This is a genomic window from Pantoea sp. EKM10T (genome assembly GCF_011800685.1).
In the GTDB taxonomy this organism is placed as follows: domain Bacteria; phylum Pseudomonadota; class Gammaproteobacteria; order Enterobacterales; family Enterobacteriaceae; genus Pantoea; species Pantoea agglomerans.
The window spans coordinates 327,647-342,353 of record NZ_JAALEU010000007.1; the positions used below are offsets into that span (position 1 = coordinate 327,647).

Consider the following 14,707-nt stretch of genomic DNA (forward strand, 5'->3'; position numbering starts at 1 on the left):
ATGTCATTTAATATTTATTTCCACCGGCGATCTGGACAAGATGATCTCATAAAGTGGTGTATTTCCTTCGACCAGATCTGCCAACGTATAGCTATCCAGCTCCTGCAAAAATCGCTGCACCGCATCATGTAACGCCTGCTTCAGACGACAGGCTGGCGTGATGGAACAGGACGCACAATCCACTAATTGTAGTGGTTCCATCTTACGTACCACATCGCCAATGACAATCTGACGAGCTGGCATACCCAGACGAATGCCCCCGTTTTTACCACGCGTTGCGGCGACATAGCCCGCCCGGCTCAGCTGATTGATAATTTTGACCATATGATTACGGGACAAACCATAAGTGTTCGTCACTTCCGTAATATTGGTCTGCTGACCTTCCGGCAACGATGCCAGATAAATCAGTGCCCGTAAGCCATAATCAGTAAAACTCGTGAGCTGCACAGTAACCTCAGTGAACCTTCAGGCGCGGCATGACCTTATTCGCCCTGTGATTGATGCCAGGATTAAATCGGATCGCCATTCGATTAGCTACGATGATAAACCAGAGTCTGTCTGGCCGTGCGCTTTTTTAAGCCAGCAGAAGGTTTGACAAGCGAAGGGAGGTTAAGTGGCATCAAAGAATGGAAAAACAAGGGCCGGACAGCGTCCGGCCTGAATGATTACGCGTCGAACGGGTCGCGCAGAATCATTGTTTCACTACGATCAGGGCCGGTTGAGATGATATCAATCGGCACACCCGTTACCTCTTCCACACGCTTGATGTAGTCACGCGCGGCCTGAGGCAAACCTTCCAGCGTCTTGACGCCAAACGTTGTCTCGCTCCAGCCTGGCAGGGTTTCGTAGATCGGCTCAATGCCTTCCCAGTTCTCTGCCGCCAGTGGCGTGGTGGTCACTTCGCGGCCATCAGGCATACGATAAGCCACACAGATCTTCACCTCTTTCAGGCCATCCAGCACGTCCAGCTTGGTCATGCAGAAACCTGACAGGGAGTTGATCTGGACCGCGCGGCGAACCGCTACCGCATCCAGCCAGCCGGTACGACGACGACGACCGGTGGTCGCACCAAACTCATTACCCTGCGCACAGAGGAATTCGCCGGTTTCATCGAACAGCTCGGTCGGGAACGGGCCTGCGCCAACGCGGGTTGAGTAAGCTTTCACAATACCCAGCACGTAGTCGACATAGCGCGGGCCAATGCCTGAACCGGTCGCTACGCCACCTGCGGTGGTGTTGGATGAGGTCACGTACGGATAGGTACCGTGATCGATATCCAGCAGCGTACCCTGCGCACCTTCAAACATAATCAGATCGCCACGCTTACGCGCGACGTCCAGCAGTTCAGAGACGTCAACGACCATGCCAGTGATGATGTCAGCGACTTCCATCACATCACTCAGCACTTTATCGAAGTCGACTGCCGGCTCTTTGTAGTACTCCACCAGCTGGAAGTTGTAGAAATCGACCACTTCTTTCAGCTTGGCAGCAAAGGTTTCTTTGTTAAACAGGTCGCTGACGCGCAGGGCACGGCGAGCGACTTTATCTTCATAAGCCGGTCCGATGCCACGACCCGTGGTACCAATCGCTTTGGCGCCACGAGCACGTTCACGCGCCATATCCATCGCAACATGATATTGCAGGATCAGCGGACAGGCTTCAGAAATCAGCAGACGTTCGCGTACCGGAATCCCGCGCGCTTCCAGGCCTTTCATCTCTTTCATTAAGGCTTCAGGAGAGAGCACTACGCCGTTACCAATGATGCTGGTGACGTTATCGCGCAGAATGCCAGAAGGGATCAGGTGGAGGACGGTTTTTTCACCGTTGATGACAAGCGTGTGGCCCGCATTGTGGCCGCCTTGATAACGCACAACGTAATTCGCGCGCTCAGTCAGAAGGTCTACAATCTTACCTTTACCTTCGTCACCCCATTGGGTGCCCAGTACGACGACGTTCTTACCCATTTCTCAAAATCACCGATTGCTTAAAAAAGGATTCTACCATCTGATCCCGTGGTTTTCAGCACTTTTAGCATACGATTGCGCGCTTTTTTGCCTGAGTTTTGATCACTACAACATGTTGGGGATAATAGCGTTGAAAGGCACAATTTAGCCGGTCTGAACGTCAGCCTCAGAGGTTGCCGTGCAGGCTGAGCATGCAGTAAATCACCATGCCAGCAACGACCAGTCCTCCACCAAAGCGGTGTAGCAGACGATCGGGCAACCGCGTCATCGTCAGGATCATGCGTCGCCAGGCGCGCGGCATAAACATCGGTCCCAACCCTTCCAGCACTAACACCAGCGCCAGCGCCATCCAGATGCTTGTTTTCATTCTGATACCCAAAAAAAAGGGCCGACAACATTGTCGGCCCACAGGTTATATCAGTTCTTAGCGTGTCGCGTTAGAGGGCGCCTTCATATATCGGAAGAAGTCGCTATCCGGGCTTAACACCATCACATCCTGATCGCTATTGAAGCTGTTTTCATAGGCACGCAGGCTACGAATAAAGGCGTAGAAGTCAGGATCTTTGCTGAACGAATCGGCAAACAACCGCGCCGTTTCCGCATCACCGTCACCGCGTGTAATCAGCGCTTCACGCTGGGCTTCAGCCAGAGTACGGGTGACCTGGTAATCGGCCTGGGCGCGCAGTTTTTCCGCCTCTTCCTGACCCTGTGAACGCTGGCTACGCGCTACCGCTTCACGCTCAGCACGCATACGGTTGAAGATCGCATCAGACACTTCAGTCGGCAGGTTGATCTGCTTGATGCGCACATCCACCACCTGAATACCTAACGCAGCCATACTGTTCGGGTTCGGTGCTGGTTCGCTGCTGTTGGTTTCACGCTCGACACGGGCCGCTGCACTGGCAATCGCGTCATCAGCCGCAGGGGTTGCGATTTCATCATCGTTGCCTGCAGAGCCGGTATTCAGCGCGTCACGCACATCGGTAGTCAGACGACCACGGGAGTCCGTTACGATATCTTTCACATCCAGACGACCCATCTCAGAACGCAAGCGGTCACTGAACTTACGTTTCAGCAGCACTTCCGCCTGAGAGACATCACCGCCACCGGTGGCCAGGTAGTAGCGACTGAAGTCGCTGATACGCCACTTGATGTAGGAGTCCACGATCAGATCTTTCTTCTCTTTGGTGACGAAGCGATCGGCCTGGTTATCCATGGTCTGGATACGCGCATCCAGCGTTTTAACCGTTTCCAGGAATGGAATCTTGAAATGCAGACCCGGCTCAAACACCTGCGGCTTGTTTTCGCCGTCGCGCAGGACTTTACCGAAGCGCAGAACAATGCCTCGCTGCCCTTCCTGCACCACAAACAGGGACGCATAGAGCGCCACCAGCACGACAATGATTAAAAATACTATTGGCTTACGCATCGATTACTCTCTCCCTTCGCGCTGGCTGTCGCTGCGCTGAGCATTCGCCCGACGCTGATCCATGATGTTGTCCGGACTGTATGACGACGTGTCATTGCGGCTGGCACTGCTATCGGAGCGCGCAGGCTGCGAAGAACCGTTCGCGCCTTTCTGACCATTCTGGCCCGATGAAGTCTGACCGCCACGCATCAGTTGATCCAGCGGCAGCACCATCAGGTTATTACCCCGATCGTTAACCAGTACTTTGCGGGTATGGCTCAGCACACGTTCCATGGTCTCGATATAGAGACGCTCTTTGGTGATTTCGGGTGCAGCTTTATACTCAGGCAGGATCTTGGCGAAACGCGCCACCTCACCCTGCGCTTCCAGAACGGTACGCTCTTTGTAAGCACGTGCCTCTTCCAGAATACGTTGCGCCTGGCCGTTAGCACGAGGCTGAACTTCGTTGGCGTAAGCTTCGGCTTCGCGAACGTATTGCTCGCGGTTTTCGCGTGCGGCAATCGCGTCATCAAATGCAGACTTCACCTCTTCCGGCGGACGTGCAGCCTGGAAGTTGACGTCCAGCACCGCGATCCCCATGTTATAAGGGCGAATTGTCTCGTCGATTTCACGCTGGGTATCGCTACGCACCACGGTACGACCTTCGGTCAGGATGCGGTCCATGGTAGAGCGACCAATCACGCCGCGCAGTGCGCTGTCGGTAGCCTGACGCAGGCTGTCGTCCGCGCTGGTCACAGCATAAAGATAACGTTCCGGATCGGTCACGCGGTACTGCACGTTCATCTCCACGCGTACCACGTTCTCATCCGAAGTCAGCATGACGCCAGAAGCAGCCAGTTCGCGCACCGATTCAACGTTAACCGCACGCACCTGGTCAACGAATGTCGGCTTCCAGTTCAGACCGGGTTCGACCAGATGACTGAATTTACCGAAGCGCGTCACCACGCCACGTTCCGCTTCTTTGATGGTGTAGAAACCGCTTGCAGCCCAGATGACTACAGCAGCAACAGCCACGATACCAACAATTTTGCCACCGCTGCCGGAGCCGCGCTGACCGTTGTCGTTCTGTTTGCCACCGCCCAGTCCACCAAGCTTCTTGCTCAGCTTACGGAAGATATCATCCAGATCAGGAGGCCCGGATTCCCGTCCTCCCTTATTCCCCCCAGAGTTGCCGCCTTGATTATTGCTGCTTCCCCACGGGTCGCGGTCCTGTCCGTTATTTCCGGGCTGATTCCACGCCATGTTTCTACTCCATTTATTGTAATTACGATTTTTACCCTTCAGCTTTCGGATTGCAGCGGTGTTGGCTGCCTTCGCTCACCCCGGTCACTTACCTGCGTAAGCTCCCGGCGTTTCACTCAGTTGCCGCCTTGCTGAAATCCAAAATACTCGGGTAACGCCAGCGTATTCGGGTCTGCAAAGAAAGTGCGACAATCTTCAATTTTTAAGGTAAATGCGTTTGGGCAACATCAAACAATGTAACTGGTCAGCGACGGTTCCTGCTTACATAAACGCATCCACTCAATAATGGGCATACGTATCTGCAATCCTACACTGCCGTCTTCTTCATTCCACTCTTTCTCAATCGCCTGCAGCTGATAGAAACGGCTGCGAAGTCGCCCCGCTTCCGGTGGCAGACGTAATGCGTGCTGGGCTATTTCACCCGCCAGACGCTCAGACAGCGCCTGCCATAGCAACGGAATGCCTGCGCCTGTCTGGGCGGAAAGCCAGACGCGGATTGGCAGGTTCTCTTCGTTACGATCGATACGCGGTTCGAATCCGTCGAGCATATCGATTTTATTCATCACCAGTAACGTCGGGATTTCGTCCGCTTCAATCTCTTCCAGTACGGCATCGACAGCAGCGATATTTTCCGTGACGCGAAGGTCAGCCCCATCAATCACGTGCATTAACAGCGTCGCCTGACGTGTCTCCTGCAGCGTGGCTTTAAAAGCGGCAACCAGGTCGTGAGGAAGATGGCGAATAAAGCCTACCGTGTCCGCCAGTACCACGTCCCCGACATCAGCAACATTCAGACGGCGCAGTGTGGGGTCGAGCGTCGCAAACAGCTGGTCTGCGGCAAAGACATTGGCGGAGGTCATGGCGTTAAAGAGGGTCGACTTGCCGGCGTTGGTGTAACCCACCAGCGAAACCGTTGGCACATCCGCTTTGGCGCGTGACTGACGTCCCTGCTCACGCTGTTTTTCAACTCGCTCAAGACGAGACAAAATCTGACTGATACGGCCGCGCAACAGCCGGCGGTCCGTTTCTAACTGCGTTTCACCGGGGCCACGTAAACCAATCCCGCCTTTCTGGCGTTCAAGGTGGGTCCAGCCGCGCACCAGACGTGTCGCAAGATGGCGCAGCTGTGCCAGCTCAACCTGCAATTTACCTTCGTGGGTACGTGCGCGTTGGGCAAAGATATCCAGAATTAAACCGGTGCGATCAATGACCCGGCATTCGCACAGGCGCTCGAGGTTTCTTTCCTGAGCGGGCGTAAGGGCATGATCGAATAATACGACCGATGCTCCTGTTGTTTTTACCGCATCGGCAATTTCAACGGCCTTTCCTTCACCGACAAAATACTTGGGGTGTGGCGCTTTGCGGCTGCCAGTAACCACTTGCAGCGCCTCAACGCCAGCAGAAGAGACCAGGGTTTCAAACTCCTGCAAATCTTCTACTTCTTTGTCTTGGGAGAACCAGATGTGTACCAGTACGGCCTGCTCACCGGCTTCATAACGGTCAAACAAGCTATAACCTCGCTAAATAAAAGACCAGGACGGAAAACCGCTGTTCTCCGTTCCTGGCTGTACGGTGACGCGTTATTCTGCGTTATCACCGTCTTGTTGTGGCTGTGGCTGCGCAGTTGTGTTGCTGCCGCCATGATGGTAATTGTTGCTGCCGCCACCGGTATTATTGCTATGGTGAGAAACCGGGCGTGAAGGAACAACGGTAGAAATGGCGTGCTTATACACCATCTGACTCACCGTGTTTTTCAACAAAATGACGAACTGATCAAATGACTCAATCTGACCCTGCAACTTAATACCGTTAACCAGATAAATCGAAACCGGAACACGTTCACGACGCAGTGCGTTCAAAAACGGGTCTTGTAATGATTGCCCCTTAGCCATTCTATCTTTTCCTTATATGCTTGTTGTTTGTTGCAAGTAGAACCTATGGTTCTGAAAAAACTGCGTAAAAATTTGCGCACGATAACCCATCAATTGTACACAATCACCCATGCTTCGCACTAAGAACCTGTAACACTGTATCACGCGCCAGCCGGGGCTCGTCACTGTCAAGCCAGTGAACATTTTCCCAACCGCGTAACCAGGTCATCTGTCGCTTAGCAAGCTGCCGGGTTGCGCAAATTCCCCGATAAACCATCTCGCTGTAATCGATTTCGCCCGATAAATAAGACCACATCTGACGATAGCCAACACAACGAATGGAAGGCATGTCCGTATGCAAATCACCTCGTGCAAAAAGGGCCCGAGACTCCGCTTCAAATCCTGACGCCAACATCTGCTCAAAACGCAACGCGATGCGCTGGTGCAGCAATTCACGGCTCGCGGGGGCGATGGCAAACTGTTGCACGTCGTAGGGTAACGCTTCACCGGATGTTTTTGTCAGTTCCGTTAAAGTTTTACCCGAAATAAAAAAAACTTCCAGTGCTCGCGAAAGTCTCTGCGGATCATTCGGATGAATACGACTGCCGGCAACCGGGTCGATTTCACACAGCTGGCGGTGTAAAGCTTCCCAGCCTTTTTCACGTGCCGTTTGCTCTATCCGCTGACGAACGTCGGGATCGGCCGAGGGCAACGGCGACAATCCTTCAAGTAACGCCTTGAAGTAGAGCATGGTTCCACCAACAAGCAACGGTATTCGTCCGGCTTCAACGATATCCGCCATTTCTGCTAAAGCATCCCGCCGGAACTCCGCTGCCGAATAGGCTTCAGCGGGATCGCGAATGTCGAGCAAACGATGGGGTGCCACTGCTAACTCCTCAGCCGACGGTTTCGCCGTACCAATATCCATCTGACGATAGATTAAGGCAGAGTCTACGCTGATTAGTTCCACTGGTAACCGCTTACGCAATTCAATTGCTAAAGCAGTCTTGCCAGAAGCCGTGGGTCCCATCAAAAAAATAGCCTTTGGCCGGCCAGCCTGGTTTAATTCACTCATGCTTCAACGCGTTGATCGCGCTCTCAATCTCTATGGGCTGTAATAAGCCTGAAGGCGGCGATTTCAGCAGCTGTGGGCAAAGCCGTTCAAGCTCTGCCAGCAGGTTGATCGCCTGTGAGTGATTCCAGTCGGAGGACTCTGTATCCTGACGCCGCGCCAGCCACTGGGCCAGTTGCGTCGCAGAGATCTCCTGCTGCCGGGCGAGATAGCCTAACAGCTCAGGAATCAAGATTTGTAAATTTTGTGTTCGTAACGGTAAAGGCACCGCGCGTAAGGTCACGTGGTCACCTTCGGGCTGAAGATCAATACCCATCTGATTGAGCAGGCTGCTCTTTTCTTTTGCGGCCTGCCGTTCATCCAGGGCGATTTTGAGCCGCACCGGAATCAGCAGGGGTTGCGGTTTAAGCCCTTCCTCACCCGGTTCAAGCTGCGCCTGTTTCAGCCAGCGCGCCGCGACCGGCAGCGCCATCAGCATTAACTTCTGATCCTGCTCCAGCAGCGCATAGTGGTTTTGCAACACGGTCAGTACCCGGCCAAAGCTCTGGGCATGCGCGGCCAGCGGCGAGGGTTTTTCGGCCGGACGCGGTGCCGGTTCACGGTTTTTTGGCGGCGGCGTGGCGCTGACAGGCGTTTTCAGCAACTGCTGATAAACCGCGCCTTCACGCTGACGATACACGTTCTCTTTGTTTTGCCAGGCCGGCGCCGCTGCGGGCGGTGTTTGCCGCGTGGAGGCTGAAGATTGATTCTCGCTGGCGGGCGCTGCAGGCTGCGCAAAATGATTCCCCCCCGCCGCCTGACGGTTTTCCGGCTGCCAGCGCGGTGCGGCTTCTTCTGCCTGCAGCGCAGGCAAAATGGGTGACGCTATCGCCTGTAACGCGCTGACCACGCCCTGATAAATAAAATCATGCACCAGGCGTGACTGATGAAAACGCACTTCATGCTTGGCCGGGTGAACGTTGACATCCACCTGATGCGGATCGATCTCCAGATAGAGCACGTAAGCGGGCTGCTGGTCATCCTGGAGCTGGGTCTGGAAAGCCTGGCGAATAGCGTGATTAATCAGCTTGTCGCGCATCATCCGGCCATTGACGTAGCAATATTGTAACTCGGTGACCTGGCGCGAACCGGCGGGATCGGCGACCCAGCCGCGCAGCGAGAGATCATCATGCTGCCAGTCAATTCGCAGCGCATGCTGAATAAACGTGGTGCCGCAGATAGCTGCCAGTCGCCGTTCGCGCTGGCTCTCCTCGCTGACGGCCCGATACTGACGCATCATTTTGCCGTTGTGGCTCAGTGAAAGCGCGACATCAAAACGCGCCAGTGCAATACGACGGATCACTTCGTCGATATGACCGAACTCGGTTTTCTCTGTGCGCATAAATTTGCGGCGCGCCGGGGTGTTATAAAACAGATCCAGCACTTCGAGCGTGGTCCCACAGGGATGCGCAGCCGGTTTAACCGTTACCGTCATATCACGCCCTTCCGCATAGGCCTGCCAGGCTTCGGTTTGATCGGCGGTACGTGAGGTTAAGGTCAGGCGGGAGACAGAACTGATACTGGCGAGCGCTTCACCGCGAAAACCCAGGCTCATGATCGCTTCCAGGTCATCCAGTGAGGCGATTTTACTGGTGGCGTGTCGGGCCAGCGCCATCGACAGCTCGCTTTTCACGATGCCGCAGCCGTTGTCACGAATGCGGATAAGCTTTGCGCCCCCCTTTTCAATATCAACGTCAATGCGCGTTGCACCAGCATCCAGGCTGTTCTCCACCAGCTCTTTTACAACCGATGCAGGACGTTCAACCACTTCACCCGCCGCAATCTGGTTTGCCAGTTGGGGCGGTAAAATTTGTATCGGCATGGTTTTCCTTTTAGCTGGTCGCCCGGCGCAGCGGCCGGGCAAACAATCAGGATGCAGGGATTTTCAGGTTCTGCCCCAACATGACGTTGGTCGATTTCAGATTATTGGTCTGCATTATCGCTTTCGGGCTGACGCCATAATGTGCGGCAATGCCGGTCAGTGAATCCCCCACAACCACTTTATGACGCACAATGCCGCGTGGCGTGGCGCGCGTGGTGCGGCTGGCGGCCGCACTGGCCGGCACTTTCAACCGCTGTCCGACCCATACCACATCCCGCTTCAGGGTGTTCATTTCACGCAGTGTCGACATGCTGACGCCATACTTCGCGGCAATCCCGGAGAGTGTCTCACCGCGCGTAACCGTATGGCGCTGAGTTACGCCGGTATATTGCGTCACCCCGGTCGCCGGGTTGCTGGCGACGTTAACCGCTGGCGACGAGCCCAGCGGCCGGTTTTCCTCCTTTGGGATGGATTGCAGCGGGTGCGCCAGGAAATAAGTGCGCAGACCTTTATAGATCGACTGCGCAATCTTATCCTGGTGTGCGCTACTGCCAAGCAGTCGCTCCTCCGAGGAATTACTGATAAAGCCGGTTTCCACCAGCAAAGAAGGAATATCGGGTGAACGCAGCACGCCAAGACTGGCATGCTCAGGCAGACGTTTATGCAGCGACGTCACGCTGCGCATCTGCTGCAACACTTTCTGGGCGATGTCATAACCGACACGCTGCGAGTGACCGAATTGCAGGTCAAGTACTGCCTGGCTGAGGTAGGGGTCGGCCTGACTGTTAGCCAGCAGGTCACCTGCGCCGCCCAGCAGCTCAGACTGTTTCTCTTTCTGCTCCAGCCAGTTAGCCATCTCGTTATTGGCCCGGCGGTTTGATAATACCCAGACCGATGCACCGGTCGCCGCATGGCTCGGCGCAGCGTCAGCATGAATTGAAACCAGCACGTTGGCGTTGGCTTTACGCGCCACGTCGGAGCGGCCCATAACCGAGATAAAATAGTCGCCATCACGTGTCAGGACGCCTTTAAACATCGGATCGTTATTCAGCAACACCCGCAGTTTACGTGCAATTGCGATTGTGACGTTCTTCTCTTTCAGTCCGCGCTGCCCGATAGCGCCGGGATCCTGACCGCCATGTCCGGCATCAATCGCCACAATCACGGTATCGTTCTGGCTGACGGCCCGGCCAGGACTCACGGTGCTGGCTGTGCTGGTCACGGACGTCACCGGATTCGAATTAAAGGGGTTCGCCGCTGCGGCACTCTGGGTGGGCACGCGCGTCGGGGCCGTTACCGGCGCAGGCACACTGCGCGTAACAGCAGGCGGCTTACCGGTAATGGTGAAGACCACGCTGTAGCTGTTGCCATTGCGCTGGGTGACCGCCCGGGTTTTACCCGCCTGCGTCAGCTCAAACACCAGCCGCACGCTCTGTTTATCTTTCGGGGTGCTGGTGCGAATTCGCTTTACGATGTTTTCGCCGCTGAAATTTAACGGCAGCCCCTGAACCACGCCGCTCTGGCGCACATCAAGCACCACACGGTCAGGATTGCGCAGCGGGAAGAAGCCATAGACAGGTTGTCCGGCAAAGTTCAGGGTGATGGTTGCCTGGCTGTCGCCATTGGCGACTTTGATATCCGACAGGGTGGCAGCAAACAGGGGTGTACAGACCAGCAGCAACAGTGTCACCAGCGCTATTTTCATCCGTGACATCATGCCTGATCCCTGCCCTGACCAAATTGTTCAAGCCATTGCTGGCCCGACGAGGATTGTGCCGTCAGTTCCGCTTCACGCGCCTCACCCACGTAACGCAGCGTTAGCGTGAGATCGGGCGGCGGCAGAAAACCGGCGCCCTGCTGCGGCCATTCAACCAGGCAGATAGCATCGCCGCTGAAATAGTCGCGGATGCCCATGAATTCAAGCTCTTCAGGATCGGCAAGACGATAGAGGTCGAAGTGATAAAGTGTACGGTCGTCCAGCGTGTAAGGCTCAACCAGCGTGTAAGTAGGGCTTTTGACGTTGCCCTGATGGCCCAGCGCCTGCAGAAAGCCGCGGCTGAAGGTGGTTTTACCCGCCCCCAGATCGCCATAGAGATAAATCACTGCCGCGCTGCCACAGGCGCGCGCCAGCTGAGCGCCCAAACTGAGCGTAGCCGCCTCATCGGGCAAAGAGATAACACAGGTCTTCATGCTTCTTTATTCATCTCAGGATTAACAAACTGCCACAGCAGATCCAGTAAATCAGTTGCCAGCATACCGCGCGTACCACGTTCCGCAGCGACCGCATCGGCCGCGGCACCATGTGCAACGCAGCCGGCGCAGGCCGCATCAAACAGCGTCAGTTTCTGGCCCACCAGTGAGGCGATGATTCCACTCAGGAGATCGCCCATACCGCCGGAGGCCATACCGGCATTGCCCACGTCAGCAAAGGCCATTTCACCTTGCTCGCTGGCAATCAGCGTACCGGCACCTTTCAGTACCACTACACCACCATAACGCTGCGCCAATGTCTGCGCTGCATGTAAGCGGTCACTCTCAATTTCACTGGTCTCGGTATTCAGCAAACGCGCCGCTTCACCAGGATGCGGCGTAATAATGCGATTCTGACGTTTCTCCGCACTGATTGCCAGCAGGTTAAGTGCATCCGCGTCCCAAAGCATCGGCTTTTCACTGCTCGCGACCTGCTTCAGCGCACGCTTTCCCCAGTCGCGCTGACCCAGACCGGGCCCTATCGCAATGACATCGGCCCACTCCAGCGCCTCCGTCAGGCGCTCATCGGTCAGTTCATCGACCATAATTTCGGGCCGGGCGGTCAGGATCGGAATAATATTATCTTTGTGAGTAAGTACTCGCACTAACCCACTACCGCTGCGCAACGCCGCTTCTGCCGTCATCCGCACCGCGCCAGCGGTACCGGCATCGCCCCCCACTACCAGCAGCCGGCCATGACTGCCCTTGTGCGAGGTTGGTTTGCGCGGCTTGAGCCAGCGGGTTAATGCGCTGGCATCATAACGCGCGATGGGAGCTACTTCGCCCGCCAGAAAAGCGGCCAGGCCGAGATCGGCATAGTAAAGCTCTCCAATGTAATCTCGCGCTTTGCCAGTGATCTGGCCCGGTTTAAGAGCGACCACACTCAGCGTATGGCTGGCATTGATTACCTCACCGGGCGCGGTGCCATTGCGGGCTGATAAGCCGGAAGGCATATCAATGGCAAGTTTCGGCGCCGCATGAGCGTTCGCCTGCTGGATCAGCGTGGCATAGGGTTCTTCGGGCGCACGATGACTGCCGGTTCCCAGCAGCGCATCCACAATCACATCGATCTGCTCTGGCCAGACCGCATCGGCCGCATGAATTTCACCGCCCGCATCCAGCCACGCGTCCCGTGCACGCTGCGCCTCTTCCGGCAACGCTTTTTCACTTTCGCACGCCAGCAGCGTAACGGTTTTGCCCGCCGCCTGTCCCAGTCGCGCCAGCACATACCCATCGCCACCGTTATTGCCGTGACCACACAGAATCAGCCAGTGGCTGGCCTCTGGCCAGTGCGCAGTCAGATGCTCGTAAGCGGCCTGTCCGGCACGCAGCATCAGCTCATACAGCGTAATGCCGAGCGCATCGGCCCCCTGTTGCTCAAGCTGGGCCACAGCCTGCGCAGGCCAGACAGAATATGGTAAACTGCGGCTGTTTTTCTTCGAATCCTGGTTACTCATGTCATACCCTCTCGATCTTCATCAATTCGCACAACAGATTAAACAGTGGGGATTGGATCTCGGCTTTCAGCAGGTCGGCATCACCGATACCGATCTCAGTGCGGAAGAGCCGCGCCTGCAGGCGTGGCTGGATAAGCAGTATCATGGCGAGATGGAGTGGATGGCGCGACACGGCATGATGCGGGCGCGTCCTCATGAACTGCTGCCCGGCACGCTGCGCGTTATCAGCGTTCGCATGAACTACCTTCCGGCCAAAGCCGCCTTTGCCAGCACGTTGAAAAATCCCCAACTGGGCTATGTCAGCCGTTATGCATTAGGTCGTGATTACCACAAAGTATTGCGCAATCGACTGAAAAAGCTCGGAGAAATGATCCAGCAGCATTGTGGCGAGCTTAATTTTCGCCCGTTTGTGGATTCGGCCCCGCTGCTTGAGCGGCCGCTGGCAGCCAAAGCGGGACTCGGCTGGACCGGCAAACATTCGCTGATACTGAATCGGGAAGCAGGCTCATGGTTTTTCCTCGGCGAACTGCTGATCGATATTCCGCTGCCGATAGATACACCGCAGCAGGAGCAGTGTGGCCGCTGTGTCGCCTGCATGACCATCTGCCCTACCAGCGCGATCGTTGAGCCCTACGTCGTGGATGCCAGGCGCTGTATTTCCTATCTCACCATTGAGCTGGAAGGCGCGATCCCGGAAGAGTTTCGCCCGCTGATGGGCAACCGGATATATGGCTGTGATGACTGCCAGCTGATCTGTCCGTGGAATCGCTATGGACAACTCAGTGACGAAAGCGATTTTTCACCGCGAGCGGCGCTACACGCCCCTGAGCTGATCGATCTGTTTCAATGGGATGAAGCGAAGTTTTTACGCATCACTGAAGGCTCAGCGATTCGCCGCATTGGTCATTTACGCTGGCTGCGTAATATTGCAGTGGCGCTGGGTAACGCGCCCTGGTCGCCCGAAATCGTTAAGGTACTGGAACAACGACTCGGTGAAAGTGACCTGCTGGATGAACATATTCTGTGGGCAATCACGCAGCAGCAGCAGAAACGCGAGCAACTCGTGGTTGAAGTGCAACCTGCCCAGCAGAAGCGCCTGGTTCGTGCAGTAGAGAAGGGTTTACCGCGTGATGCGTGATTGAACAGCTTGATCGCGAATTATCTTTTTCCACATGCTGTGAATAAAAATAAAAAGCTGTTGTCATTCAACTGCAACAACGCTGATTTTGCTGTTAAATAACAAATTGAAATATTTTCATAATGATAAATATCAACAACTTATATAAAAGTTGTGTTTATTTAATAATGAGGCTATCGCTTCGGTTAACCTGCAAGGTTGTGGATAACTCTGTTCAAAAGCCATTTACAGATCGCCGTAACAGGCGCAGATGATGGGGTGCAGTGCTGTGGATAACCTTCATGAAACAATCAAAATCACGCGACGTAAAACAGTCGGCTAACGGACTGAAATGAGGGTGATGTTAAATCTGGAGCGGGAAACGAGACTCGAACTCGCGACCCCGACCTTGGCAAGGTCGTGCTCTACCAACTGAGCTATTCC

General features: G+C 55.2%; 13 protein-coding genes. 1 reads left to right on the forward strand and 12 read right to left on the reverse strand.

Annotated elements, in window-relative coordinates:
• Nucleotides 1-3: 3 nt before the first annotated feature.
• The 12 genes from nsrR to nnr all read right to left on the reverse strand — a co-directional run bounded on the left by nsrR (nucleotide 4) and on the right by nnr (nucleotide 13,146).
• Nucleotides 4-447 carry a nitric oxide-sensing transcriptional repressor NsrR gene (gene nsrR / locus HFD95_RS15610; RefSeq protein ID WP_010256130.1) on the reverse strand — a complete coding sequence of 148 codons (444 nt, stop codon included), beginning with the start codon at nucleotides 445-447 and terminating at the stop codon, nucleotides 4-6.
• 218 nt (nucleotides 448-665) lie between these two features.
• Nucleotides 666-1,964, reverse strand: a complete 1,299-nt coding sequence (locus tag HFD95_RS15615) for an adenylosuccinate synthase (protein WP_010256129.1) — start codon at nucleotides 1,962-1,964, stop codon at nucleotides 666-668.
• A gap of 166 nt (nucleotides 1,965-2,130) precedes the next feature.
• Nucleotides 2,131-2,331: a DUF2065 domain-containing protein gene (locus tag HFD95_RS15620; RefSeq protein WP_010256126.1), complete on the reverse strand. Its 201-nt coding sequence runs from the start codon at nucleotides 2,329-2,331 to the stop codon at nucleotides 2,131-2,133.
• Between the two features lie 57 nt (nucleotides 2,332-2,388).
• Complete coding sequence (gene hflC / locus HFD95_RS15625) at nucleotides 2,389-3,393, reverse strand: protease modulator HflC (protein ID WP_010256123.1); 1,005 nt, start codon at nucleotides 3,391-3,393, stop codon at nucleotides 2,389-2,391.
• Nucleotides 3,394-3,396: 3 nt separating this feature from the next.
• Nucleotides 3,397-4,635, reverse strand: coding sequence for an FtsH protease activity modulator HflK (gene hflK, locus HFD95_RS15630; protein ID WP_010256122.1), 1,239 nt, complete (start codon nucleotides 4,633-4,635; stop codon nucleotides 3,397-3,399).
• 227 nt (nucleotides 4,636-4,862) lie between these two features.
• Entirely contained in the window at nucleotides 4,863-6,143 is a 1,281-nt protein-coding gene (gene hflX / locus HFD95_RS15635) for a ribosome rescue GTPase HflX (protein ID WP_010256119.1), read from the reverse strand.
• Nucleotides 6,144-6,215: 72 nt separating this feature from the next.
• On the reverse strand, nucleotides 6,216-6,527 hold the full coding sequence (gene hfq / locus HFD95_RS15640; RefSeq protein ID WP_010256116.1) for an RNA chaperone Hfq: 312 nt from the start codon (nucleotides 6,525-6,527) through the stop codon (nucleotides 6,216-6,218).
• Nucleotides 6,528-6,630: 103 nt separating this feature from the next.
• On the reverse strand, nucleotides 6,631-7,581 hold the full coding sequence (gene miaA, locus HFD95_RS15645) for a tRNA (adenosine(37)-N6)-dimethylallyltransferase MiaA (RefSeq protein WP_010256112.1): 951 nt from the start codon (nucleotides 7,579-7,581) through the stop codon (nucleotides 6,631-6,633).
• On the reverse strand, nucleotides 7,574-9,439 hold the full coding sequence (mutL, locus tag HFD95_RS15650) for a DNA mismatch repair endonuclease MutL (protein WP_010699808.1): 1,866 nt from the start codon (nucleotides 9,437-9,439) through the stop codon (nucleotides 7,574-7,576). Before mutL ends, miaA begins: the two co-directional genes overlap by 8 nt.
• A gap of 46 nt (nucleotides 9,440-9,485) precedes the next feature.
• Nucleotides 9,486-11,156 (reverse strand): N-acetylmuramoyl-L-alanine amidase AmiB, encoded by a 1,671-nt coding sequence (amiB, locus tag HFD95_RS15655; RefSeq protein WP_022623938.1) that lies wholly within the window; start codon nucleotides 11,154-11,156, stop codon nucleotides 9,486-9,488.
• Nucleotides 11,153-11,629 carry a tRNA (adenosine(37)-N6)-threonylcarbamoyltransferase complex ATPase subunit type 1 TsaE gene (tsaE, locus tag HFD95_RS15660; protein WP_010256103.1) on the reverse strand — a complete coding sequence of 159 codons (477 nt, stop codon included), beginning with the start codon at nucleotides 11,627-11,629 and terminating at the stop codon, nucleotides 11,153-11,155. The genes amiB and tsaE overlap by 4 nt, the downstream gene beginning before the upstream one ends.
• Nucleotides 11,626-13,146 (reverse strand): bifunctional ADP-dependent NAD(P)H-hydrate dehydratase/NAD(P)H-hydrate epimerase, encoded by a 1,521-nt coding sequence (gene nnr / locus HFD95_RS15665; RefSeq protein ID WP_167430471.1) that lies wholly within the window; start codon nucleotides 13,144-13,146, stop codon nucleotides 11,626-11,628. Before nnr ends, tsaE begins: the two co-directional genes overlap by 4 nt.
• Between nnr and queG the strand changes: the two genes are divergently transcribed.
• On the forward strand, nucleotides 13,145-14,284 hold the full coding sequence (queG, locus tag HFD95_RS15670; RefSeq protein ID WP_167430472.1) for a tRNA epoxyqueuosine(34) reductase QueG: 1,140 nt from the start codon (nucleotides 13,145-13,147) through the stop codon (nucleotides 14,282-14,284). The genes nnr and queG overlap by 2 nt on opposite strands.
• Nucleotides 14,285-14,707: the final 423 nt, after the last annotated feature.